A 22,362-nucleotide genomic window follows, 5' to 3' on the forward strand; every position below is an offset into this window, starting at 1 on the left:
CCGTTTACATCGGCCTTTACAGCATCTGTTCAACCGCTTCGCCTTGTCGATCACGCAGGGTGCGCAACGTCGCGCGCAACTCGGCGGGGCGCACCGGTTTCGACAGAATCGCAATCTGGCGGTCATGCAAGGCAGCCTGAATCTTCTCGACGTCGTGCCCGGTGATGATCATTGCCGGCACCGCCCAACCGCGCCGCCTGCGCACTTCATCAATGCATTCGATGCCAGTGGCGTGAGTGCCCAGGTCAAAGTCGGCGACGATGATGTCGCAGTCGGTGACCAGATCTTCAGCCGACCCCTCGCCCTGCACCACGCAGCCCCAGCGCTCAAGCAACGCCGAAGTCGCCAGCAGCACGTTGCGATCATCCTCCACCAGGCAGACCTTCAGCCCCGTCAACAAACCCGCTTGCCGCGCTTCATCGCGGACAACCAGCGACTGCGGTGCCGCTACGATCGGCAAACCGCCAAGGGTCACCGCCGTGCCGCGCCCCAACTGTGAACGCAGCGCCACTTGCACACCGATCAGTTCACTCAGACGCTTGATGATCGACAGGCCCAGCCCCACGCCTTCGACGTCTTTGTCGCGCACTTGCCGCACGCGATAAAACTCCTCGAAGACCTTGTGCAAATGCTCTTCGGCAATGCCGTTGCCGCAGTCGTAGATGACGATGGCCACCCCTGCCTCACGTTTACGCACGCCGATCAGCACGGGTCGTTGCGCGCCGTATTTGAAGCAGTTGGAGAGCACGTTCTGCACCATGGTCGCCAGCAGCGCCGGGTCGGTTCTGACCCAGTAGTTGCACGGCCGCAGGCGCAGCTCGACGCCCGCCCAACGCGCTGCTTCCTGATGTTGGCGGATCAGTTCGGCGAGCCATTCACCGAGGTTCAGCGTTTGCATTTTCGCTTCGACGCGACCGTTATCGAGGGTGTAGAGGTCGAGAATCGAGCGGAACAACTGCGAGACGTTGAGCAGTGAGCGGTCGATGTTGTCGACCAACCGCCGCTCTTCATCACCCAAGCGCGACTCGCGCAGACAGGCGGTAAACAGTCCGATGGAATGAATTGGCTGACGCAAGTCATGACTGGCCTGCGCCAGAAATCGCGACTTTTCCAGATTCGCCGCCAGCGCTTCTTCGGACGCCTTGCGCGTGCGCTCCAACAGCAAGTGCGCATAAAACGGAATCACCGTGCTGGTGATCAGCAGCATCAACACCATGAACGGCTGCGCCTGCCAATACGGGGTCAGGCGATAGACCACCAGCAGCGCCACCAGCGCCAGCCCGGTGGCAATCGCCAGATAGCGCGAGCCGTAGCGCATGCCGTTGCCGAGATTGACCCAGACCATCACCGCATACAACGGCAGCGCCGCTTCGCCGCCGATCACCAGGCCAAAACAGGTGCCGGTGTAATCGTGGACCATGGCAAAAATGCGCCGCGCCGGATAATGCCCGGGCCAACGCGCAATGGCTTGGCGGAACGCGATCGACGCCAGCAGGAACAGACTGATGTAGGTGATGACCGGCAGGTAGGTCTCGAAGCGATGGCCCGGCAAAAAGACCAGTACGACCATGTAAACCACCGCGATGGCGGCGATGATGATGCGCAGATTGGCTTGGTCGAGTTCGGTGTTTTTCTCGAACTTCATGGGAAACGTCCTTGTGCAGCGATTGCAGTTTCGGAAGCAGCCTACAGGCAACCTTCGCGTCCAGTGCTAAGGTGCAGGCCTTGAATCACGCCTGACCCAGGGAGGGTCGCATCATGACGTGCCGGATCATCATAGCCGACGATCACCCGCTCTTTCGCGAGGCAATGCTGCGCACCGTGCAGCGCTTGCTGCCCGAAGCGGATATCTGCGAGGCCGGCGACTTCGACGCTGTGCTCGAGCTGCTGTCACAGGACAACGAGCCGGACACGCTGATACTCGATCTGCGCTTTCCCGGACTGACCTGCATCACTCAACTCGCCGACTTGCGCCAACGATTGCCGCGCACCACGCTGATCGTGGTGTCGATGGTTGACGATCAGGCGCTGATCAGTGAAGTCATGGCGGCGGGCATTGACGGTTTTATCGGCAAAAACATTGCGCCGGATGAAATCGGCCAAGCGATTATGGCCATTCGTGAAGGCGAGGTGTTGGTGAAGTCGGCGCCGTCCGGCTTGTTGCCGCTGGAAACCGCAACGACGCTGACGCCGCGTCAGCAGGACGTACTGCGTTTGATCGCGCAAGGCAAGACCAACAAGGAAATCGCCCGTGAACTGGATATCTCCCCGTTCACGGTACGCATCCATGTGTCTTCGTTGCTGCGCACGCTGGATGTGCCGACGCGGGCGGCAGCGGCGGTCAAGTATTCGGGGCTGTGAACCCTTTTACGGATCAACCTGCGCCATCAGATCCGGCACCGACTCCGGTCGTTTCGCATAGCGCTGGGCCAATACCGCGCAGACCATCAGCTGAATCTGGTGGAACAGCATCAGCGGCAGAATCAGCACGCCGATGGTGCTGCCGGCGAACAACACCTGCGCCATCGGCACGCCGGTCGCCAGGCTCTTTTTCGAACCGCAGAACAGAATGGTGATGCGGTCTTCCTGATTGAAGCCGAACGCTTTGCTCAACAGAATTGATGCCACCAGAACCAACGTCAGCAGGATGCAGCAGACCACCACCAGGCCGAGCAACTCGAACAACGGAATCTGCTGCCAGATGCCTTCGTTGACCGCCTCGCTGAATGCGCCGTACACCACCAGCAGAATCGAGCCCTGATCGACGAATTTCAGCCAGTTCTTGTTGCGCCCTACCCACGCGCCGATCCAGCGGCGGGCGATCTGCCCGGCAATGAATGGCAGGAGCAATTGCACACTGATCTTGACGATGGCATCGAGGGTCGAGCCGCCGTCGCCGTGGACGTTGAGCAGCAGCGTCACCAGCAGCGGCGTGAGGAAAATCCCGAACAGGCTGGACGCCGCCGCACTGCAGATCGCCGCCGGAATATTGCCTCGCGCCAGCGAAGTGAACGCGATCGCCGACTGCACGGTGGCGGGCAACGCGCAGAGGTAGAGCATGCCCATGTACAGCTGATCACCGATCAGCGGTGACAACAGCGGTTTCAGCGCCAGGCCGAGAATCGGGAACAGTACGAAGGTCAGGCCGAACACCAGCAGATGCAGACGCCAGTGGCCGGCGCCGGCGATGATCGATTCGCGCGACAGCTTGGCGCCGTGCAGGAAAAACAGCAGGGCGATGGCGATGTTGGTCAGCCAGCCGAAGCCGACCGCGACCTGGCCGCTGGCCGGCAGGAAGCTGGCCAGCAGGACGACGCCGATCAAGGTCAGCGTGAAGTTATCGGGCAGAAAACGTGGGCGCGTCATGAGATTCATCCGGGGGTTGCCAGTGCGTGCCGACGACTCTAACGTGACGGGCAATTACCGACTAACGCCGAAGAGCCGCAAGATGCCGCCTAAAGGACATGCCAAAAGCGTTCGCCGAAGTGTTCCCGGGTTGCCCAGCCTGCCGCGCCCCGTGTACGGACGCACCGAATCGCTGCCCAATCGCGCCCTCACCCGCCGCCACAGTCATCCGTGGGTGCAGTTGTCCTACGCGATTCAGGGCGTGCTCGAAGTGCAGACCAGCGCCGGCCGATTCGTCGCGCCGCCGGAGCGTGCGGTGTGGATTCCGGCCGGCGTGCCGCACCGGGTGTTCAGCGCACCGCATACGGAAATGCGCAGCCTGTACATCGACAGCAGCGTCACCGGTTGGGCGGCTGAACATTGCCATGTGCTCGGCGTCAGCGATTTGCTCAGGGAGTTGATTCGCGCCTTCAGTCAGGTGCCAGTGGAATACGACGAAAGCGGCCCTGACGGACGCTTGGCCCAGGTGATCCTTGATCAATTGGCCGACGCGCCGACCATCGACTTGATGCTGCCGCTGCCGCAAGACCCGCGCCTGAAGCAGATCTATCAGAGCCTGGAGCAACACCCGGAACAGCAGACCACGCTGAGCCACTGGGGCGAAAAATTCGGCGTCACCGAAAAGACTCTGACGCGCCTGTTTTTGCGCGACACCGGCCTGACCTTCCGCGCTTGGCGCCAGCGCCTGCGCCTGCTCGGCGCCCTGACCCCGCTGGAAAAAGGCGAGCGTGTGACGGATGTTGCGCTGGCTTGTGGATACGACTCGACCTCGGCATTTATCGCCGCGTTTCGTCAGCAGTTTGGCGAGACGCCGGGGGAGTTTTTCCGCTGACACTTCGTTTTTGCCGAACTGTCAGTCAGAAATAAACGATTTTTCTTTGCTCCAGATCCGTCGCTAGCATGGCCCCGTCTGACTTTGATCGAGAAGAGAAGATGATCCCTGTGGGAGCGAGCCTGCTCGCGAACGCGGTGGGTCAGCAACCTCAACTTCACTGTTCCATCGCATTCGCGAGCAGGCTCGCTCCCACAGGGGATGCGCTTGCCGTTGAATCAGCGATAACACTGCAAGTAACGAGACCGGGAGCGTGCCATGCCTGCCACGAACATCAATATCGGCGAACCCTGGATGTGGGGCGCCTTCATCGTCTTCGTTCTGGCCATGCTGGCCCTGGACTTGTTTGTCTTCGGCGGGCGCAAGGCGCACCGGGTGTCGGTGCGGGAAGCGTCGGCCTGGGTGATTGCCTGGTGCCTGTTGGCGCTGAGCTTCGCCGGATTGCTCTGGTGGTATCTGCACGGTGAATTCGGCGGTGAGATCGCCAGACAGAAAACCCTGGAATTTCTCACCGGCTATCTGATCGAGCAGTCGCTGTCGATCGACAACATGTTCGTCTTCGTGATGATCTTCAGCTACTTCGCCGTGCCACCGGAATTGCAGCGACGAGTGCTGCTGTACGGCGTGCTCGGCGCGATCGTCATGCGCGCGATCATGATTTTTGCCGGGGTGTGGCTGGTGTCGCAGTTCGAATGGCTGCTGTATGCCTTCGGTGTATTCCTAATCATCACCGGGATCAAGATGCTGGTGTTCGCTGATCATCAACCGGATCTGGAAAAAAATCCGTTATTGCGTTGGGTGCGCGGGCATATGCGCATCACCAGTGGCTTTCATGGCGAGAAGTTTTTCATCCTGCAGAACGGCGTGCGCTGGGCAACACCGATGTTCCTCGTGCTGGTGCTGATCGAGGCCAGCGACCTGATGTTCGCCGTCGACAGCATTCCGGCGATCTTCGCCGTGACCACCGACCCGTTCATTGTTTTCACCTCGAACATCTTCGCAATCATGGGCCTGCGCGCGCTGTACTTCCTGCTGGCGGACATGGCTGACCGTTTTCACCTGCTCAAATACGGGCTGGCGATCGTGCTGGTGTTCATCGGCGGCAAGATGGTGCTGATGCCGTGGTTCCACATGCCGGTGGAGTGGTCGCTGGCAATCGTCGGGACGGTGATTCTCGGGTCGGTGCTGTTGAGCCTGGTGACCAGCCGCGAGGCTGAACACCGCACCGAATGACACAACCCACCCCCACCTGTGGGAGCGAGCCTGCTCGCGAATACGCCGGATCATTCAACATAGGAGTTGAATGACACCCTGCTTTCGCGAGCAGGCTCGCTCCCACATTTGAAGTGCGGTGCTCTTATTTATCGGATTTGATACTGGTCCACACCCGCGTGCGCACCCGCTCCATTTTCTGCGGCAACGGTTGCACCACGTACAGGGTTTTCAGCGCTTCGCTGGTCGGGGTCAGGTTGGGGTTGTCGGTGATGTCCTTGTTGACCAGCGGCATCGAGTCCTTGTTGGCATTCGGGTAACCGAGGAAATCGCTGATCGGGGCGATCACTTTCGGGTCGAGCAAGTGGTTGAGGAATTCGTGGGCCTCGGCGACGTTCTTAGCGCTCTTCGGAATGGCGAAGGTGTCGAACCAGATCGGCGCGCCCTCCTTCGGCAAACGCCAGTCGACCACCACGCCGTTGCCCGCCTCTTTGGCGCGATTGCCGAACTGGTAGAAGCTGCCGGAATAACCGATCGCCACACAGATGTCGCCGTTGGCGATGTCAGTCATGTACTTGGCCGAGTTGAAGTACGTCACGTACGGCCGAATCTTCATCATCAAGGCCTTGGCCTTTTCATAATCCGCCGGATTCTGGCTGTTCGGGTCGAGGCCGAGGTAATGCAGGGCCAGCGGCAGAATTTCCGACGGCGAATCGAGCATCGCCACGCCGCAGGCCTTGAGCTTTTCCATGTTCTCGGGCTTGAACACCAGATCCCAACTGTCCACCGGCGCGTTGTCGCCCAGGGCAGCCTTGACCTTGGCCGGGTTGAAGCCGATCAGCACGGTGCCATACATGTACGGCACGCCGTACTGGTTGCCGGGGTCGTTGGCGTCGAGCAACTTGAGCAACGCCGGATCCTGGTGCTGCCAGTTCGGCAATTTCGACTTGTCGAGTTTCTGGAACACGCCGGCCTTGATCTGGGTTTCGATGAACTGGTTGGACGGCACCACCAGGTCGTAACCGGAGTTGCCGGTGAGCAGTTTGGCTTCCAGGGATTCGTTGGTGTCAAAGGTGTCCCAGGTCACTTTGATCTTGCTTTGCTCGGCGAAGTCCTTGGGCACTGACGGCAGGATGTAATCCGCCCAGTTGTACACCCGCAGTTCGCGCTGCTCGGCCTGGACGGCGCTGGCCAGCAGCGTCAGGCCACACACGGTGGCGCCCAGAATGCGTTTGATCGTGACCATGGTTGTTTCCCCGAATGCGACGTGAGATCGATGGTTTTTATGTTCTGTACACGGCAGTGGCTGTAACGATAGCCAAGGGCAAAAAAGGTCGAGCCTGTTGTTATGGTTTCGATTCTTGCTGACAGCGTAGCGCGATGACAGTAGGCGGCAGGCCAAAAGGGGATCGATATGGCCATTTTCCGTGACCGCTGAAATACGCAAACAAAAATGCCCGGCGCTGGGCCGGGCATTGCTGTGTTGCCGTTGGGATCAGTCGGTATAGCCGAGTCTGGCCGCCCTGCTCTGCTGCGCCTGACCGCGAGTTGCCAGGCAGTAATACAGCGGCACGGTGACCACCAGGCCAACCAGCCACGACAGGTCGGCACCTTCCACCAGATTGGCGTATGGCCCCACGTACAGCGAGGTGTTGGCAAACGGCAACTGCACGATGATGCCGATGAAGTAGGCAATGATCGCGTGCAGGTTGAAGCGCCCGTAGATGCCACCGTCGGCGCGGAAGATCGAGGCAATGTCGTAGTTGCCGCGCTTGATCAGGTAGAAGTCGATCAGGTTGATCGACGCCCACGGCACCAGCACCAGTAACAGCGCCAGAATCAGCCCGATGAATTCGGAAATGAAATCCGCCGAAGCACCGAGGGCGACCACACAGCATCCCGCCAGGATCACGCTCGACAGCACCACGCGCACCTTGATGCTCGGCGTCCACTGGCTGGCAAACGTCTGAATCGAGGTGATGATCGACAACACCGCGCCATACAGATTGAGCGCGTTGTGGCTGATGATGTTGAGCAGAAACAGCACCATCAGTATCGGCCCCAGCCAACCAGTGGACTGCTTGACCGCTGCCATCGCTTCAGTGCCTTCCGGCGTCGCCAGTACCGCCACCGCGCCAAAACTGAACGACAGAATCGTGCCCAGCGTTGCGCCCATGTAAGTCGCCCAAAACGGTTTGGCAATGCCGATGTCTGCTGGCAGATACCGCGAATAGTCGGAGACGTATGGCGAGAAGCTTATCTGCCAGATGATCCCCAGCGACACCGTCGCCAGCCAGCCGGAGAGGTTGAAACTGCCGCGCGTCAGGAAGTCTGCCGGCAAGTCATGGGCGAAAATGTAGATGAATCCGGCGAGCAACGCGCCGCCCATCACCCAGGTGCCGATGCGGTTGAGGGTGTGGATGAAGTTGTAGCCGATCACACCGATCGCCGTGGCGGCCAGCGCGCCGATCAGAATGCTCAGCGGCGCTGGCACCGAGGGCGCAATGCCGACGATGGATTTGCCGGCTAGCACGATGTTGGAAATGAAGAAACCGATGTAGATGAGAGCCGCGAAGAACACGATCAGCAGTGCGCCATAACGACCGAACTGACCGCGACTCTGGACCATTTGCGGAATGCCCATGCGCGGACCCTGCGCCGAGGCCAGCGCAATCACCACGCCGCCGATCATATGCCCCAGCGCAATCGCCAGCAGCCCCCAGAACAGATTGAGGTGGAACACCTGAACCACCATGGCGCCGGTGACAATGGGCAGTGGCGCAATGTTGGTGCTGAACCAAAGAGTGAACAGATCGCGGGCCTTCCCGTGGCGTTCCGCGAGTGGGACGTAATCGACCGTATGATTCTCGATCAACGGATCTTGCCGGGACATCTGGGACATATGCATGAACTCGAGTTTGTCTGTTTTTATCTTTGTATGAAGCCAAACCGGGAGGACTCTTGGGTCGCCCCTCAGATGCAGACCATATTATGGTATTCCAAACTTTGCACAAGCCTGATCCGCTGATTCTGTCGCTGTCTGATCCGCTATCCTCGCTGATCCCACCCCTGACCGGCTAGCTGAAAGCCCCGTAAACACTGAGTTTCCGACGAAAGTGGCACGTTTATCGGTTCACCAGAAAAGCTCTTGCAAGATATGTATTACGGTATACCATCAGACCTACAAACCATTAAAACCGCGTCACACCACCCGAGGACCACCCAATGATCGATGCTGCCATTTACAAACAAGTCATGGGCTCGTTCCCGTCCGGCGTCACCGTCATCACCACGCTGGACGACGACGGTCAGATCGTCGGCCTGACCGCCAGCGCGTTCAGCTCGCTGTCGATGGACCCGGCGCTGGTTCTGTTCTGCCCCAACTACAGCTCCGACTCCTATCCCGTGCTGATCAAGAACAAACACTTTGCGATTCACCTGTTGTCCAGCGTGCAGCAAAGCGAGGCCTATGCCTTCGCGCGCAAAGGCAAGGACAAGGCGCAGGGCATCGAGTGGACGTTGAGCGAACTGGGCAACCCGATCCTCGCCAATGCGACGGCGGTGATCGAGTGCGAGTTGTGGCGTGAATACGAAGGTGGCGACCACGCGATCATGGTCGGCGCGGTGAAGAACCTGATCGTCCCCGAGCAAGTCGCCGGACCGCTGGTGTATTGCCACGGCAAGATGGGTGCGTTGCCGGTTGTGGCGTGATTTCACCAGATCTCGGATATCCCATGTGGGAGCGAGCCTGCTCGCTCCCACAGGTCTTGGTGTTGCCTGGGCGACCGTGTCAGGTCCTAAACCGGCTCACCAACTGATTCAACGTCTGCGACAACGCCGTCAGGTTCTGCGCATCCTGGCGAGTTGAATCCGCCAGGCTCGCCACCAACTGCGCATCACCATGAATCTGGCTGATGTGCCGATTGATGTCTTCCGCCACTTGATGCTGTTCCTCCGCCGCCGTGGCGATCTGCGTGTTCATGTCGCGGATCACGTCAACCGATTCACGGATCAATTCAAAACTCGCCCGCGCCTCGTTGATCGACACCACGGTTTCCTGCGACACCTCAAGGCTGGCGTGCATCTGCTTGCCCATCTGGTGGGTGCGCCGCGCCAGATTGCCCAGCAGTGCGTCAATCTCACCGGTGGAATCCGAGGTGCGTTTGGCCAGCGCGCGAACTTCATCGGCGACCACGGCAAAGCCCCTGCCCTGTTCACCGGCGCGCGCGGCCTCGATGGCGGCGTTGAGCGCGAGCAGATTGGTCTGCTCGGCAATCGAGCGAATCGTGCCGAGGATCGACTGGATGTCGTTGCTGTCCTGCTCCAGTTGCTGCATCGACTCGGCGCTATGGCCGATCTCCTGACTCAAGCGCCCGACGTTACTCACCGCCGCGTCGATCTGCTGCTGCCCGGTGTGAGCCTGACGCTGACCGTTGTCTGCCGAGTCGGCCGCCTGACTGCACGAGCGCGCAACCTCGTTGGAAGTGGCGACCATTTCGTGAAACGCCGTAGACACCATGTCCACCGCCTCACGCTGACGCGAAGCGACGTCGGCCATTTCCGCCGAGACTTCGGTGGCGCTGCCAGAGCTGCTGTGAATCTGCCCCGCTGCCTGGCCGATGCGCTGAATCAACGTACGAATCGCTTCAAGAAACTGGTTGAACCAGCCCGCCAGTTGCGCGGTTTCATCCTGCCCGCGTACTTCCAGTCGCGCAGTCAGATCGCCCTCGCCCTGGGCAATGCCTTCGAGTCCGCTGGCGACACCACGAATCGGCTTGACCATCAACCCGGCAAACCACGCGCCGGCCATTGCAAACAACAGTGCGCAAACCACAGCGATCGCGCCGATCAGCCAGGTCAAACGCGTCGCCCCCGCCATCACTTCGCTCGCCTTGACCAAGCCGACGAACCGCCAGCCCAACGCCTGCGAAGGCCAGACTAGCGCCATGTAATCCTCGCCAGCCAATTGCACCTCGACCAGGCCTTTGCCCGCCTCGGCCAGTTGCTGATAACCGTCGCCGAGATCGCTGAGTTTCTTGAAGTTGTGCGCCGGATCGCTCGGGTCGACCAGCACGGTGTTGTTGGCTTCCATCAACATCAGATAACCGCTCTCACCGAGGCGGATCTGCTTGACCAGATCGGTCAATTGCTTGAGCGACACATCGATGTTGACCACACCGGCATTACTGCCCAACTGGTTGTTGAAACTGCGTACGGTGCTCACCAGCACCACGTCATCCGCCGCCCAGTAATAGGCCTCGGTGCGCAAGGTTTTGCCGGGGTTGGCCATCGCGGTTTTGTACCAGGGCCGGGTGCGCGGATCGTAGTTCGCCAACTTCGCATCGCCCGGCCAGAACAGATAACCGCCCTGCTCGGTGCCGACAGATAGATAGGTGTAGGCCGGATGCGCCTTAGCCAGACCGTCGAACAGTTTGAACAGCTGTTGATCCTGCGGCCCCATCGGCACTTGCGCAGCGTCGCTGCTCAGGTAGCGTTTAAGGCTGGTGTCGATGCTCTGCAGTTGCGGATGCTCGGCCAGATAGGCAACGTTTTGGCTGATGCCCTCGAAAAACAGCTGCATCGCGTTTTCCACCTGACGCACCTCGCGCCCGGTGCTGTCGGTAAAGGTGTCGCGCGCGCCCTCGCGGACATTGAGGATGATCAGCGCTGCCACCAGCAACACCGGCAGGCTGGCGATTACCGCAAACGCCAGAGTCAGTTTTTGTTTTATGTTCATTGCTTGCGCCTTCCTTGTTCGAAGTGTCGGTCAGAAATATTTTGCGGATATTCCGTATTATGGTATACCAATATTCAATCAACCGAACAGCCGTCCTCGAAGGCGTGCTTGAATGGTGAGAAGACTCGCGAGCGCGCAGCGTTCACGTCAGTTCGACAGGCCCGCATACGACCGGCCAATTACAAAAGACTCGAGGTAGCGTCATGAAATTTTCCCTGTTCGTACACATGGAACGCTGGGACGAAAGCGTCAGCCACCGCCAACTGTTCGAAGACCTGACCGAACTGACCCTGATGGCCGAGGCTGGCGGTTTCAGCACCGTGTGGATTGGCGAACACCACGCCATGGAATACACCATCTCCCCAAGCCCGATGCCGTTGCTGGCCTACCTCGCAGCGAAAACCACCACCATCCACCTCGGCGCCGGCACCATCATCGCGCCGTTCTGGCACCCGCTACGCGTCGCCGGCGAATGCGCCCTGCTCGACGTAATCAGCAACGGCCGCATGGAAGTCGGTCTGGCGCGCGGCGCCTATCAAGTTGAATTCGACCGCATGGCCGGCGGCATGCCCGCCTCCAGCGGCGGCCAGGCCCTGCGCGAAATGGTCCCGGTGGTCCGCGCCCTGTGGCAAGGCGACTACGCCCACGACGGTGACATCTGGAAATTCCCCACCTCGACCAGCGTGCCGAAGCCGATCCAGAAGCCCAACCCACCCATGTGGATCGCCGCCCGCGACCCGGATTCGCACAACTTCGCCGTGGCCAACGGCTGCAACGTGATGGTCACGCCATTGATGAAAGGCGACGAAGAAGTCCTCGACCTGAAGAACAAATTCCAGACCGCACTGGACAACAACCCAGACGTACCGCGCCCACAATTGATGGTGCTGCGCCACACCCACGTGCACACCGCTGATAACCCGGACGGCTGGCAAGTTGGCGCGAAAGCCATCTCACGTTTTTACCGCACTTTCGATGCCTGGTTCGGCAACAAGCAAACCCCGGTCAACGGCTTCCTTGCGCCAAGCCCGGAAGAGAAGTTTGCCGGACGTCCGGAGTTTGAGCTGGAGAGCCTGCACAAGACCGCGATGATCGGCACGCCGGAAGAGATCATTCCGCGGATCAGGTACTACAAGGAACTGGGGGTGGATGAGTTTAGTTTCTGGTGCGACAACAGTCTCCCGCATGAAGAGAAGAAGAAGTCGCTGGAGTTGTTTATCAAGCATGTGGTGCCGGCGTTTCGCTAGAAGCCTGTCCATCTCTCAGCATTGAAAAAAGGGCGACTCCGACCAGAGCTCGCCCTTTTTCAATTCTGTAATGTCGAAGTGAAATACTCATCGCGCAACGTACGACTCTTTCCTACTGCCAAACCAGCACTTGCGTACAAGTGCCTTTCGCACTTTGCGCGGATAGTGGCCGTTGCCCATTCGGCATCTATTCTTGCCACACACGATCACAAGGAGTTTGCATGAGCACCTTCAAGACCCAAGACGGCACCGAGATCTATTACAAGGACTGGGGCAGCGGCAAGCCCGTGCTGTTCAGCCACGGCTGGCCGCTGGATGCCGACATGTGGGAATACCAGATGGAATACCTGAGCAGTCGCGGCTATCGCACCATCGCCTTCGACCGACGTGGTTTCGGTCGCTCCGATCAACCATGGACCGGCTACGATTACGACACTTTCGCCGATGACATCGCTGGCCTGATCAACCATCTGGACCTGCGCGACGTGACCCTGGTCGGCTTCTCCATGGGTGGCGGCGACGTCAGCCGCTACATCGCCCGCCACGGCAGCGAGCGTGTTGCCGGCCTGGTATTGCTCGGTGCGGTGACGCCGCTGTTCGGCAAGAAGGCCGACTTCGCCGAGGGCGTCGACAAATCGGTGTTCGACGGCATCAAGGCCGGCCTGCTGAAGGATCGTGCGCAATTCATCGCTGATTTCAACGCGCCGTTCTACGGCACCAATCAGGGCCAGAAAGTCTCCGACGGCGTGCTCACGCAAACCCTGAACATCGCGCTGCTGGCGTCGCTCAAGGGCACCGTCGACTGCGTGACCGCGTTCTCGGAAACCGACTTCCGCCCGGACATGGCCAAGATCGATGTGCCGACTCTGGTGATCCATGGCGACGGCGACCAGATCGTGCCATTCGAAACCACCGGCAAGCAGGCCGCCGCGCAAATCAAAGGCGCCGATTTGAAGGTTTACGCCGGCGCGCCGCACGGGTTCGCCGTGACCCACGCGCAGGCGTTGAATGAGGATCTGTTGGCGTTCCTCAACCGGTAATCCCGCCCGGCAAAAGCCGTAGTCAGATGCTGATGAACCAAGGCCCGTGCGATGCGGGCCTTGTGTTTTGCGCTATGGTATTTTTTCTGCGTCCACTACCCGGAAAAGTAAATCCCATGCTGCGACTACTCGGCAAAGCCTCATCGATCAACGTTCGCAAAGTGCTGTGGACCTGTGCCGAACTGGACATCCCGTTCGAGCGCGAAGACTGGGGTTCGGGCTTCAAGTCGCCAAACACGCCGGAGTTTCTCGCGCTGAATCCCTGCGCCATGGTGCCGGTGATCCAGGACGGCGATTTCACTCTCTGGGAATCCAACACCATCATTCGTTATCTGGCGACGCGTTACGGCGGCGCTCACTTGTATCCGGCCGAGCCCATCGCCCGCGCGCGGGTCGATCAGTGGATCGACTGGCAGGCCTCGGAGCTGAATCGCTCGTGGTCGTACCCGCTGATGGCGCTGGTGCGCAAGTCGCCGGATTATCAGGACGGCGATGCCCTGGCCGCCGGCTGCCGGGACTGGATGCGCAACATGGAAATCCTCGACCGCCAACTGGAGAAGACTGGCGCTTACGTCAGTGGCGAGCAGTTTTCCCTGGCGGACATTTCGATCGGGCTGTCGGTCAATCGCTGGTTCGAAACGCCGCTTGATCACGGGAATCTGGCGGCGGTAAGCGCCTATTACGATCGTTTGAATCAGCGCGACGGTTATCGCTTGTACGGGCGCAATGGCACGCCGTAACGCCGAGAGCGTTCAGCCCTGCTCACGCACCACGCCACGCTCCTCAAGCAAACGCACGAACATGCTCAGACTGCGCGACACCGTGCCTCGGCGCCACACAAGCCACGTAGTCAGATAGCGGAAGTCCGCGGTCAGCGGCCAGACGCTGACCGTCGCGCTGCCGGGCATGCTCTGCAGCATTTTGCGCGGCATCAGCGCCAGGCCGGCACCAGCGCTGACGCAGGCGAGCATGCCGTGGTAGGACTCCATTTCGAAGATCTTGCCGGGTACGGCAGCGTCAGTGCTGAACCATTTTTCGAAATGATGACGGTAGGAACAGTTGGAACGGAAGGCGTAGATATTCTCGCCATTCACGTCCGCCGCACGTTCGACCGGTGAATGATTGAGCGGCGCGATGATGACCATTTCCTCCTCGAACGCCGGCACACCTTCCAGGGCCGGATGCAGCACCGGGCCGTCGACGAATGCAGCGGCGAGACGCCCGGACAGCACGCCGTCGATCATCGTCCCCGATGGCCCGGTGGACAGGTCGAGGTCGACCTTCGGGTGCTGCTGGTTGTATGCCGCCAACAGTTCGGGAATACGTACCGCTGCGGTACTTTCCAGCGAGCCCAACGGGAACGCACCCTGGGGTTCCTCACCCGCCACAGTGGCTCGAGCTTCCTGCACCAGATCGAGAATGCGCCGCGTGTACTCGAGAAAACTCCACCCGGCCGGCGACAGGCGCAGACGGCTTTTCTCGCGGATAAACAGATCGACGCCGAGGTCCTGCTCCAGCTGTTTGATCCGCGTAGTCAGGTTCGACGGCACGCGGTGAATCTGCGTGGCGGCAGCGCTGATGCTGCCGTGCTCGGCCACGGCCTTGAAGATTTCCAGTTGCACCAGATCCAAAATCATTCTCCAATCGTGAAAGAAACGCTCTTTATTATTCAGTTTCCAGAAAACTAACGCCACCCTACTCTAGGCCCATCCGACGAACCTACAGGACAACGTCAATGAGCCAGATTTCCAGCCAGACCCACGCCATCTCGTTCAACCCCGCCACCGGCGAGCAGATCGGGCAATACGCGTTTGAATCCGCCGCTGCCCTTGATGCGGCACTGACTCGCGCTGCCTTCGCTTTTGGCAAATGGAAGCGCAAGCCGCTGCAGGATCGTTCGCGTCTTTTGACCGCCCTCGCCGGCGCGCTGCGTGAAACCTCAGAAGCGATGGCAACCATGATCACCCAGGAAATGGGCAAGCCGATCGCCCAGGCCCGTGGCGAAATCGAGAAATGCGCCAAGCTCTGCGAGTGGTACGCCGAGCACGGCCCGGCCATGCTCGACGCCGAAGCCACCCAGGTTGAAGGCGGAAAAGCGCGTATCGAGTACCGTCCGCTGGGGCCGATTCTGGCGGTGATGCCGTGGAATTTCCCGATCTGGCAAGTGCTGCGCGGCGCGGTGCCGACGTTGATCGCTGGCAACACTTACGTGCTCAAGCATGCGCCAAACGTGATGGGCAGCGCTTACCTGCTGCGCGATGCGTTTGTCCGCGCCGGTTTTCCCGACGGCGTGTTTGAGGTGATCAACGTCACCCCGGAAGGCGTTTCCACCGCCATCGCCGATCCGCGCATTGCCGCTGTGACCCTGACTGGCAGCGTCCGCGCCGGCATGGCCATCGGTGCTCAGGCAGGTGCGGCGTTGAAGAAATGCGTGCTGGAACTGGGCGGCTCCGATCCGTTCATCGTGCTCAACGATGCTGATCTGGATGAGGCGGTGCACGCGGCGGTGGTCGGTCGTTATCAGAATTCCGGCCAGGTCTGCGCGGCTGCCAAACGTCTGATCATCGAGGAAGGTGTTGTCGAAGAGTTCACCCGCAAGTTCGTTGAAGCGACACGCCAGTTGAAGGTGGGCGATCCGCTGAATGCGGACACCTATATCGGGCCGATGGCGCGCTTCGATCTGCGTGATGAACTGGATCAGCAAGTGCGTGACACGTTGGAGGAAGGCGCGACGCTGCTGCTCGGCGGCCGAAAAGCCGAGGGCGCCGGCAATTTCTACGAACCGACCGTGCTCGCCGATGTAACCGACCGCATGACCTCGTTCAAGCAGGAGCTGTTCGGCCCGGTCGCCTCGATCATCACCGCCCGCGATGCTGCACATGCCGTGGCCTTGGCCAATGACAGCGATTTCGGCCTGACTGCCACGATCTACACCGCCAACGTGGCGCTGGCTGAGCAACTGACCAGCGAACTGGAGACCGGTGGCGTGTTCATCAATGGTTACTCCGCCAGCGATCCACGTGTGACCTTCGGCGGCGTGAAAAAAAGCGGCTTCGGTCGCGAGTTGTCGCACTTTGGCGTACGGGAATTCTGCAACGCGCAGACCGTATGGCTGGATCGTAAATAAGCCGGGTGCTGTAAAACCTGTGGGAGCGAGCCTGCTCGCGAAAGCGTCCTGTCAGTCACCGCTGCATCGACTGACACACCTCTTCGCGAGCAGGCTCGCTCCCACAGGGGCACGGCTGCGCAGATGATTTGGGGCACGACTCCCACAAGCTCTGCTTCGATTTACAGATACTTCAGCCAGCTGATGTCCCGCCGCCGCGCTTTCAGTGCCGAAAACCAGCGCACTGCCGGGAACAGCACCACGGCAAGAACCACCGCCGCCAGCCACACCGCGGTCACCGTCGAAAAGCCGAAATAGTTGCCCTGATTCAGGCCAAACAGCGCCACACCGATCAGGTACAACACCTTCAAAACATACAAGTGCAGCAGATAGAAAAACATCGGCGCCGAGCCGAACACCGTCAGCCAGCCAATCCAGCGGCGACTCTGCACGCGCTCAAAGGCGAGCAACAGCAACAGCCCCACGCTCACAGTCAGCGCGATGAACAGCAGCGACGGCGGGTATTTGGTGATGTTGAAAAAGCTCATCAGTGTCTGCACCAGCGAATCGCTGATCGCCCACGGCTTTTCGCCGTAGCCATTGATCAAGCGCAGCACCACAAATCCCAGCAATCCACCGACTCCGGCAATCAGCAAACGACGCTGACGCACCGCCGCGTCCATGCCCCGAGCAAACCACGGCCCCAGCGCATAGCCCAGACCGATTACACCAATCCACGGCAGCAGCGGGTACGAGGTGCGCAGGCGCAAGGTGTCGCTGATCTCGATCCAGCCCCGATCATGCAGAATCGCCCAAGGCACATGCATCGCCGACTCAACCGGGAAATGCACCGCGTCGAGCAGGTTGTGCCCGGCTATGATCGCCACGCTCAGCGTCAGCAGCAGCGCACGTGGCAACCAGACCAGCATCGCCAGCGCAATCATGCTCAGGCCGATCGCCCAGATCACTTGCAGGTAAATCACGCTCGGCGGCAACTGGAACGTCCAGGCGAAGTTGACCAAAGTGAATTCCAGCGCCACCAGGAACAATCCGCGCTTGAACAGAAACGCGCTGACATCGGCTTTGCCGGCGTATTTTTCGCCGTAGAGCCATGCCGACAAACCGGTCAGCAAGACGAACACCGGCGCACACAAATGCGCCAATGTGCGGCTGAAAAACAGCGCAGGTTCGGTGCTGGCAATGTCCATCGGATCGGAGACCTGTCGGTGCAACAGGAAGGTTTCGCGCACGTGATCGAGCAGCATGAACAGGATCACCAGGCCTCGGAGCGCATCAATGGACAGCAGCCGGCCAGTCGTCAATGGGGCAGAACGGGGAAGTACAGGGGGCATGGGTCTTTCGCAATCGAGAGGAATAACACCGGACAGCCACAACGCCGCCCGCAAAATTTGCGTTACCTTATAACATCAAAAAAGCAAAACCCAAACATGCAGCATCGAGGTTGCCCATCCGCGCCAGCCTTCTATAGTGAACAGGTCCGTCCTGCCCTTGAGCGCTGTCCATGGTCAACACCGAACACCTGATCATCTGCGAGCACTGTGATTGCGTGTACGAGAAAGTCGTGCTCGCCAAACACCAGAAAACCCTGTGCGTGCGCTGCGGTGGCGTGCTGCAGCGCTTCAACGGCCTGACCATCGAGCAGCGTCTGGCGCTGACGTTCACGGCGGCGATGCTGTGGCTGTTCGCCAATTTCTACCCGGTGATGAGCATCAGCCTCAAAGGCATGAAAAACAGCGCGACCCTATGGGATTCGGTACTCGCGCTGAGCCAGGGGCCGATCACCTTTATCGCCATGGTCGCGGCGATCGCAATCATCATCGCCCCGGCATTTCAGCTAGTGTTGCTGGTCTGGGTGTTGAGTTTCGCCCTCGGCATGAGGCGGGCACCGGGGTTCAATCTGTGCATGCGCTGGCTGGAAACCCTGCGCCCGTGGAGCATGCTTGAGGTGTGTCTGCTGGGGGCGATGGTCGCGGTGTTCAAACTCGCCGGCCTGCTCGATGTGCTTCCGGGAATCGGCCTGTTCGCCCTGGCGGTGCTGAGCCTGATGATGATCCGCATTGCCGGCCGTGACATCCGCGAACTCTGGGACATTTTATGAAGCGTCCACCGACCGCCACCGAACTCAACCTGTGCCTGTGCCACAGCTGTGGCCTGGCCTGCGACATGACCGACGAGCCACACGAATGCCCACGCTGTGATGCGCCTTTGCATCGGCGCAAGACCAATTCGCTGGCGCGAACCTGGGCTTACATGCTCGCCGCCCTGGCGTTTTATATCCCGGCGAACCTGCTGCCGGTGATGAATACGGTGATGCTCGGCAACGGCGCCGACAGCACGATCATGAGTGGCGTGCTGGAGTTCTGGGAGGCCGGAGCGTGGGACATTGCCCTGATCATTTTCATCGCGAGCATCGCGGTGCCGGGGGTCAAGTTCGTCGCCCTGACTTTGCTGCTGGTCACAGTACAGCGCAACAGCGATTGGGCGCGCAGGGAGCGTTCGAAGCTGTACCGATTCGTCGAACTGATCGGCTACTGGTCGATGCTCGATGTGCTGGTGGTCGCGCTGGTCGCGGCGCTGGTGAAGTTCCAGGCGCTGGGCGATATCGAGCCACGACCGGGCATCCTGTTCTTCGGCCTGGTCGTGGTGTTCACCATGCTCGCGGCGATGAGTTTCGACCCGCGCCTGATCTGGGACAAGGACACCAGCGACACGGTCAGCGACGCAGCGTCTGGAGCAGCACCTGCAACGGATGGCGCAGCGCCTGATCCGACTGGCGCTTGACCTGGCTGCGGCAAGAGTAGCCGGTCGCCAACGCCTCGCCCTGCTCCGCCGGAGCCTGCACCTGACGCGCCCACGATTGCTCGTAAATGATTGCCGAGGTCTGGCGATTGCGTGCTTCGTGGCCGTAGGTACCGGACATGCCGCAGCAACCGATAGCCTGCGTGGCCAGCTTCAGACCGGCACGTTCGAAGACCTGTTCCCACTGGCGGGCCGCGGCCGGCGCGTTGGTTTTCTCCGTGCAATGGGCGAGCAGACGGAACGCTTTGGGCTGAGCCTCAGGCGCCTGCTCCGGCATGACCTTGAGTAACCATTCCTGAACCAGCGCTACTTCTGGGCACTCATTCAGGCCCGGTACTTTCAGGTATTCCTGGCGATAGACCAGAGTCATCGCCGGATCCAGCCCCAGCAGCGGCACGCCGGTCTGCGCCAGCGCCTGCAACTGCTCAGCGTTACGCAACGCCGCGCGATTGAACGCCGAGAGAAAGCCCTGCACGTGCAGCGGCTTGCCGTTGGCGCTGAACGGCGCGAGATAGACCTGATAACCCAGGCGCGAAGTCAGCTCGACCAGATCAGCCAGCAGCGGCGCTTCGAAGTAGCGGGTGAAGGCATCCTGCACGATGACCACGCTGCGTTCGCGTTGCTCTGAGGTCAGTGCCGACAGCGTTGCAACCGTTGCTGGCTGCACCTGCCAACGGCGCATCGCCGCTTGGAAATCGAAACGGCTGAGCAACGGCACATCGACCATGCCACCGATCCGCGCCAGTGCGCCACGCACCCAGCCCGCGCCCATCAAACCGTTGTACAGCGCCGGAATCCGCGCCATGTACGGAATGGTGTATTCCAGCGAAGCAATAAGGTAATCCCGTGCCGGACGCAGATAACGACTGTGATACAGCTCGAGAAAACGCGAGCGAAACTCCGGCACGTTGACCTTGACCGGGCACTGCCCCGCGCAGGATTTGCAGGCCAGACAACCGGCCATGGCGTCGTACACCTCATGGGAAAAATCCGCCGATGGATCGCGACTGTTGCGCCAGCGCTGCCACAGCGAGCGGAAAAACGCCGGTTTGCGAATCGCATCCGAGAGTACGTCGACACCTGCCTCGCCCTGCAACCGCAGCCATTCTCGAATCAGTGAAGCGCGGCCCTTGGGCGACTGCGCGCGTTCGCGGGTGGCTTTCCACGACGGGCACATGGCGTCATCAGGATCGAAGTTGTAGCAGGCGCCGTTGCCATTGCAATGCATGGCCGCGCCGTAGCTTTGCCAGACTTTTTCGTCGATCTGCCGATCCAGCTCGCCGCGCAGGGTCACTTCGTCGATCTTCAGCAGTGCTGCGCCGCTGTTGGCCGGCGTAGCGATTTTGCCCGGGTTGAACTGGTTGAATGGGTCGAACGCGGCTTTCAAGGCTTGCAGCGCCGGGTACAACTCGCCGAAGAATGCCGGCGCGTACTCCGAACGCAGGCCCTTGCCATGCTCGCCCCAGAGCAGGCCGCCGTAGCGCTGAGTCAACGCGGCGACGCCATCGGACACCGGGCGTACCAGCGCCGCTTGCTGCGGGTCTTTCATGTCGAGAATCGGCCGCACGTGCAGTACGCCGGCGTCGACATGGCCGAACATGCCGTACTGCAAACCGTGGCTGTCGAGCAGCTCGCGCAGTTCGGCGATGTATTCGGCCAAATGCTGCGGCGGCACTGCGGTGTCTTCAACGAACGGCTGTGGGCGGGCTTCACCGGCGACGTTGCCGAGCAGGCCCACCGCCCGCTTGCGCATGCCGTAGACCTTGTTCACCGCTGCCTGACCGATCGCCAGTGTATGTCCGAGGCGCTCCACGGTGCGGTCGTTTTGCAGATGTTCGAGGAACGCTTCGACGCGGCGTTGCAGATCTTCGGGATCGTCACCGCAGAACTCGACCAGATTGATACCCAGAGTCGGCCGCTCAGCGTTTTCCGGAAAATATTCGGCAACGCCGTGCCAGACGATATCCTGCATCGCCAGCAGCAAGACCTTGGAGTCGACGGTTTCAATCGACAACGGCTTGAGCGCCATCAACGCCCGCGCATCACGCAAGGCATCCATGAACCCGGCATAGCGGATATTCACCAGCATCGTGTGCTTGGGAATCGGCAGTACGTTCAACCGCGCTTCGACGACGAAGCCCAGCGAGCCCTCAGCGCCACACAGCACGCTGTTGAGGTTGAAGCGTTGATCGGCCTCGCGCAGATGCGCCAGGTCATAACCGGTCAGGCAGCGGTTGAGATCGGGAAAGCGTGCCTTGATCAGCTCGCCCTGTTCATCAATGATCTGCCGCGCACAACGATAGACTTCGCCGACGCGATCATCGCGGGCGCACTGCGCTGCAAGCTCATCCTCGGCCAGCGGCAGACCGCGCAAACGCTCGCCGCCGCGCAGGATCATTTCAAGTTCCAGCACATGGTCGCGGGTCTTGCCGTAAGTGCAACTGCCCTGGCCGCTGGCGTCAGTGTTGATCATGCCGCCGACCGTGGCGCGGTTCGAGGTCGACAGTTCCGGAGCAAAAAACAGCCCGGCGGACTTCAGCGCGGCGTTGAGCTGATCCTTGACCACCCCGGCCTGCACCCGCACCCAGCGCTGTTCAACGTTGATTTCCAGAATGCGATTCATGTGCCGTGAGAGGTCGACGACGATGCCGTCTGTCAGCGATTGACCGTTGGTGCCGGTGCCACCGCCGCGCGGGGTGATCACCACTTTCTCGTACGCCGGTTCGGCAATCAGCCGCGCCACCCGTGCCACATCGTCCGCATCCAGCGGAAACACCGCCGCTTGCGGCAAGCGCTGATAGATCGAGTTGTCGGTCGCAAGCACCACGCGGCTGGCGTAATCGGCGCTGATTTCACCGCGAAAGCCGCTGTCTTTCAGGGCGGCGAGAAATTGTTGGTAATCGCCGGTCAGGGCTTTGGCAGGCGACAGCTGGGCAATCATCGGTCGGGTCATCTCGGTCAAA

General features: G+C 60.5%; 18 protein-coding genes. 10 read left to right on the forward strand and 8 right to left on the reverse strand.

Translation table 11 applies throughout. The annotated features are described in order from the left end of the window. Nucleotides 1-16: 16 nt before the first annotated feature. Entirely contained in the window at nt 17-1,645 is a 1,629-nt protein-coding gene (locus J5M66_RS16055) for a hybrid sensor histidine kinase/response regulator (RefSeq protein ID WP_207808623.1), read from the reverse strand. Nucleotides 1,646-1,758: 113 nt separating this feature from the next. On the opposite strand from J5M66_RS16055, the gene J5M66_RS16060 reads away from it, so the two are divergent. Next, nucleotides 1,759-2,361, forward strand: a complete 603-nt coding sequence (locus tag J5M66_RS16060) for a response regulator transcription factor (RefSeq protein ID WP_024013204.1) — start codon at nt 1,759-1,761, stop codon at nt 2,359-2,361. A 6-nt stretch (nt 2,362-2,367) separates the two neighbouring features. Here J5M66_RS16060 and J5M66_RS16065 read toward each other — a convergent pair whose 3' ends face one another. After that, nucleotides 2,368-3,366 carry a bile acid:sodium symporter family protein gene (locus J5M66_RS16065; protein WP_041480047.1) on the reverse strand — a complete coding sequence of 333 codons (999 nt, stop codon included), beginning with the start codon at nt 3,364-3,366 and terminating at the stop codon, nt 2,368-2,370. 82 nt (nt 3,367-3,448) lie between these two features. Between J5M66_RS16065 and J5M66_RS16070 the strand changes: the two genes are divergently transcribed. Then, a complete protein-coding gene (locus J5M66_RS16070) occupies nt 3,449-4,237 on the forward strand; it encodes a helix-turn-helix transcriptional regulator (RefSeq protein ID WP_123442266.1) in 789 nt (262 codons plus the stop codon). Nucleotides 4,238-4,495: 258 nt separating this feature from the next. Continuing rightward, on the forward strand, nt 4,496-5,470 hold the full coding sequence (locus J5M66_RS16075) for a TerC family protein (RefSeq protein WP_207808621.1): 975 nt from the start codon (nt 4,496-4,498) through the stop codon (nt 5,468-5,470). A gap of 124 nt (nt 5,471-5,594) precedes the next feature. Here the strand turns inward: J5M66_RS16075 and J5M66_RS16080 are convergent, their stop codons facing one another. Both J5M66_RS16080 and J5M66_RS16085 read right to left on the reverse strand, forming a co-directional pair. Next, nucleotides 5,595-6,695, reverse strand: coding sequence for a polyamine ABC transporter substrate-binding protein (locus J5M66_RS16080; protein ID WP_016775035.1), 1,101 nt, complete (start codon nt 6,693-6,695; stop codon nt 5,595-5,597). A gap of 249 nt (nt 6,696-6,944) precedes the next feature. Further along, nucleotides 6,945-8,351 (reverse strand): cytosine permease, encoded by a 1,407-nt coding sequence (locus J5M66_RS16085; RefSeq protein ID WP_206422021.1) that lies wholly within the window; start codon nt 8,349-8,351, stop codon nt 6,945-6,947. A gap of 323 nt (nt 8,352-8,674) precedes the next feature. On the opposite strand from J5M66_RS16085, the gene J5M66_RS16090 reads away from it, so the two are divergent. Beyond that, nucleotides 8,675-9,160, forward strand: a complete 486-nt coding sequence (locus J5M66_RS16090; RefSeq protein ID WP_123442263.1) for a flavin reductase family protein — start codon at nt 8,675-8,677, stop codon at nt 9,158-9,160. A gap of 79 nt (nt 9,161-9,239) precedes the next feature. On the opposite strand, the gene J5M66_RS16095 is transcribed toward J5M66_RS16090, so the two are convergent. Further along, nucleotides 9,240-11,186, reverse strand: a complete 1,947-nt coding sequence (locus tag J5M66_RS16095) for a methyl-accepting chemotaxis protein (protein WP_122507937.1) — start codon at nt 11,184-11,186, stop codon at nt 9,240-9,242. A gap of 203 nt (nt 11,187-11,389) precedes the next feature. Between J5M66_RS16095 and J5M66_RS16100 the strand changes: the two genes are divergently transcribed. The 3 genes from J5M66_RS16100 (at nt 11,390) to J5M66_RS16110 (ending at nt 14,213) form a co-directional block, all read left to right on the forward strand. After that, nucleotides 11,390-12,433, forward strand: coding sequence for an LLM class flavin-dependent oxidoreductase (locus J5M66_RS16100; protein WP_207808619.1), 1,044 nt, complete (start codon nt 11,390-11,392; stop codon nt 12,431-12,433). Between the two features lie 221 nt (nt 12,434-12,654). Further along, nucleotides 12,655-13,473, forward strand: coding sequence for an alpha/beta hydrolase (locus tag J5M66_RS16105; RefSeq protein WP_207808617.1), 819 nt, complete (start codon nt 12,655-12,657; stop codon nt 13,471-13,473). Between the two features lie 116 nt (nt 13,474-13,589). Then, a complete protein-coding gene (locus J5M66_RS16110) occupies nt 13,590-14,213 on the forward strand; it encodes a glutathione S-transferase (protein WP_207808616.1) in 624 nt (207 codons plus the stop codon). Between the two features lie 12 nt (nt 14,214-14,225). Here J5M66_RS16110 and J5M66_RS16115 read toward each other — a convergent pair whose 3' ends face one another. After that, the gene (locus J5M66_RS16115) at nt 14,226-15,104 is read right to left on the reverse strand and encodes a LysR family transcriptional regulator (protein WP_122508157.1); all 879 of its coding nucleotides are present in this window, start codon (nt 15,102-15,104) and stop codon (nt 14,226-14,228) included. A gap of 104 nt (nt 15,105-15,208) precedes the next feature. On the opposite strand from J5M66_RS16115, the gene J5M66_RS16120 reads away from it, so the two are divergent. Then, nucleotides 15,209-16,600, forward strand: coding sequence for an aldehyde dehydrogenase family protein (locus tag J5M66_RS16120; protein WP_207808614.1), 1,392 nt, complete (start codon nt 15,209-15,211; stop codon nt 16,598-16,600). Between the two features lie 161 nt (nt 16,601-16,761). Here J5M66_RS16120 and J5M66_RS16125 read toward each other — a convergent pair whose 3' ends face one another. Beyond that, complete coding sequence (locus J5M66_RS16125) at nt 16,762-17,931, reverse strand: DUF1624 domain-containing protein (protein ID WP_207808612.1); 1,170 nt, start codon at nt 17,929-17,931, stop codon at nt 16,762-16,764. A 170-nt stretch (nt 17,932-18,101) separates the two neighbouring features. Between J5M66_RS16125 and J5M66_RS16130 the strand changes: the two genes are divergently transcribed. After that, on the forward strand, nt 18,102-18,698 hold the full coding sequence (locus tag J5M66_RS16130; RefSeq protein WP_122507947.1) for a paraquat-inducible protein A: 597 nt from the start codon (nt 18,102-18,104) through the stop codon (nt 18,696-18,698). Further along, nucleotides 18,695-19,381, forward strand: coding sequence for a paraquat-inducible protein A (locus tag J5M66_RS16135; RefSeq protein ID WP_207808611.1), 687 nt, complete (start codon nt 18,695-18,697; stop codon nt 19,379-19,381). Before J5M66_RS16130 ends, J5M66_RS16135 begins: the two co-directional genes overlap by 4 nt. Here the strand turns inward: J5M66_RS16135 and J5M66_RS16140 are convergent. Further along, nucleotides 19,314-22,340, reverse strand: coding sequence for an FAD-binding and (Fe-S)-binding domain-containing protein (locus J5M66_RS16140; protein ID WP_207808676.1), 3,027 nt, complete (start codon nt 22,338-22,340; stop codon nt 19,314-19,316). The two genes, J5M66_RS16135 and J5M66_RS16140, sit on opposite strands and share 68 nt — an antisense overlap. Nucleotides 22,341-22,362 lie beyond the last annotated feature (22 nt).

Origin of the sequence: Pseudomonas sp. 67(2021) (assembly GCF_017491835.1) — a bacterium.
GTDB lineage: Bacteria > Pseudomonadota > Gammaproteobacteria > Pseudomonadales > Pseudomonadaceae > Aquipseudomonas > Aquipseudomonas atacamensis.

What these genes read in the sequence shown, in the direction of transcription:
- J5M66_RS16055 (WP_207808623.1), bottom strand. Translation starts at nt 1,645, where the DNA reads ATGAAGTTCGAGAAAAACACCGAACTCGACCAAGCCAATCTGCGCATC.
- J5M66_RS16080 (WP_016775035.1), bottom strand. Translation starts at nt 6,695, where the DNA reads ATGGTCACGATCAAACGCATTCTGGGCGCCACCGTGTGTGGCCTGACG.
- J5M66_RS16065 (WP_041480047.1), bottom strand. Translation starts at nt 3,366, where the DNA reads ATGACGCGCCCACGTTTTCTGCCCGATAACTTCACGCTGACCTTGATC.
- J5M66_RS16090 (WP_123442263.1), top strand. Translation starts at nt 8,675, where the DNA reads ATGATCGATGCTGCCATTTACAAACAAGTCATGGGCTCGTTCCCGTCC.
- J5M66_RS16135 (WP_207808611.1), top strand. Translation starts at nt 18,695, where the DNA reads ATGAAGCGTCCACCGACCGCCACCGAACTCAACCTGTGCCTGTGCCAC.
- J5M66_RS16130 (WP_122507947.1), top strand. Translation starts at nt 18,102, where the DNA reads ATGGTCAACACCGAACACCTGATCATCTGCGAGCACTGTGATTGCGTG.
- J5M66_RS16120 (WP_207808614.1), top strand. Translation starts at nt 15,209, where the DNA reads ATGAGCCAGATTTCCAGCCAGACCCACGCCATCTCGTTCAACCCCGCC.
- J5M66_RS16100 (WP_207808619.1), top strand. Translation starts at nt 11,390, where the DNA reads ATGAAATTTTCCCTGTTCGTACACATGGAACGCTGGGACGAAAGCGTC.
- J5M66_RS16075 (WP_207808621.1), top strand. Translation starts at nt 4,496, where the DNA reads ATGCCTGCCACGAACATCAATATCGGCGAACCCTGGATGTGGGGCGCC.
- J5M66_RS16105 (WP_207808617.1), top strand. Translation starts at nt 12,655, where the DNA reads ATGAGCACCTTCAAGACCCAAGACGGCACCGAGATCTATTACAAGGAC.
- J5M66_RS16125 (WP_207808612.1), bottom strand. Translation starts at nt 17,931, where the DNA reads ATGCCCCCTGTACTTCCCCGTTCTGCCCCATTGACGACTGGCCGGCTG.
- J5M66_RS16095 (WP_122507937.1), bottom strand. Translation starts at nt 11,186, where the DNA reads ATGAACATAAAACAAAAACTGACTCTGGCGTTTGCGGTAATCGCCAGC.
- J5M66_RS16085 (WP_206422021.1), bottom strand. Translation starts at nt 8,351, where the DNA reads ATGTCCCAGATGTCCCGGCAAGATCCGTTGATCGAGAATCATACGGTC.
- J5M66_RS16060 (WP_024013204.1), top strand. Translation starts at nt 1,759, where the DNA reads ATGACGTGCCGGATCATCATAGCCGACGATCACCCGCTCTTTCGCGAG.
- J5M66_RS16110 (WP_207808616.1), top strand. Translation starts at nt 13,590, where the DNA reads ATGCTGCGACTACTCGGCAAAGCCTCATCGATCAACGTTCGCAAAGTG.
- J5M66_RS16070 (WP_123442266.1), top strand. Translation starts at nt 3,449, where the DNA reads ATGCCGCCTAAAGGACATGCCAAAAGCGTTCGCCGAAGTGTTCCCGGG.
- J5M66_RS16140 (WP_207808676.1), bottom strand. Translation starts at nt 22,340, where the DNA reads ATGATTGCCCAGCTGTCGCCTGCCAAAGCCCTGACCGGCGATTACCAA.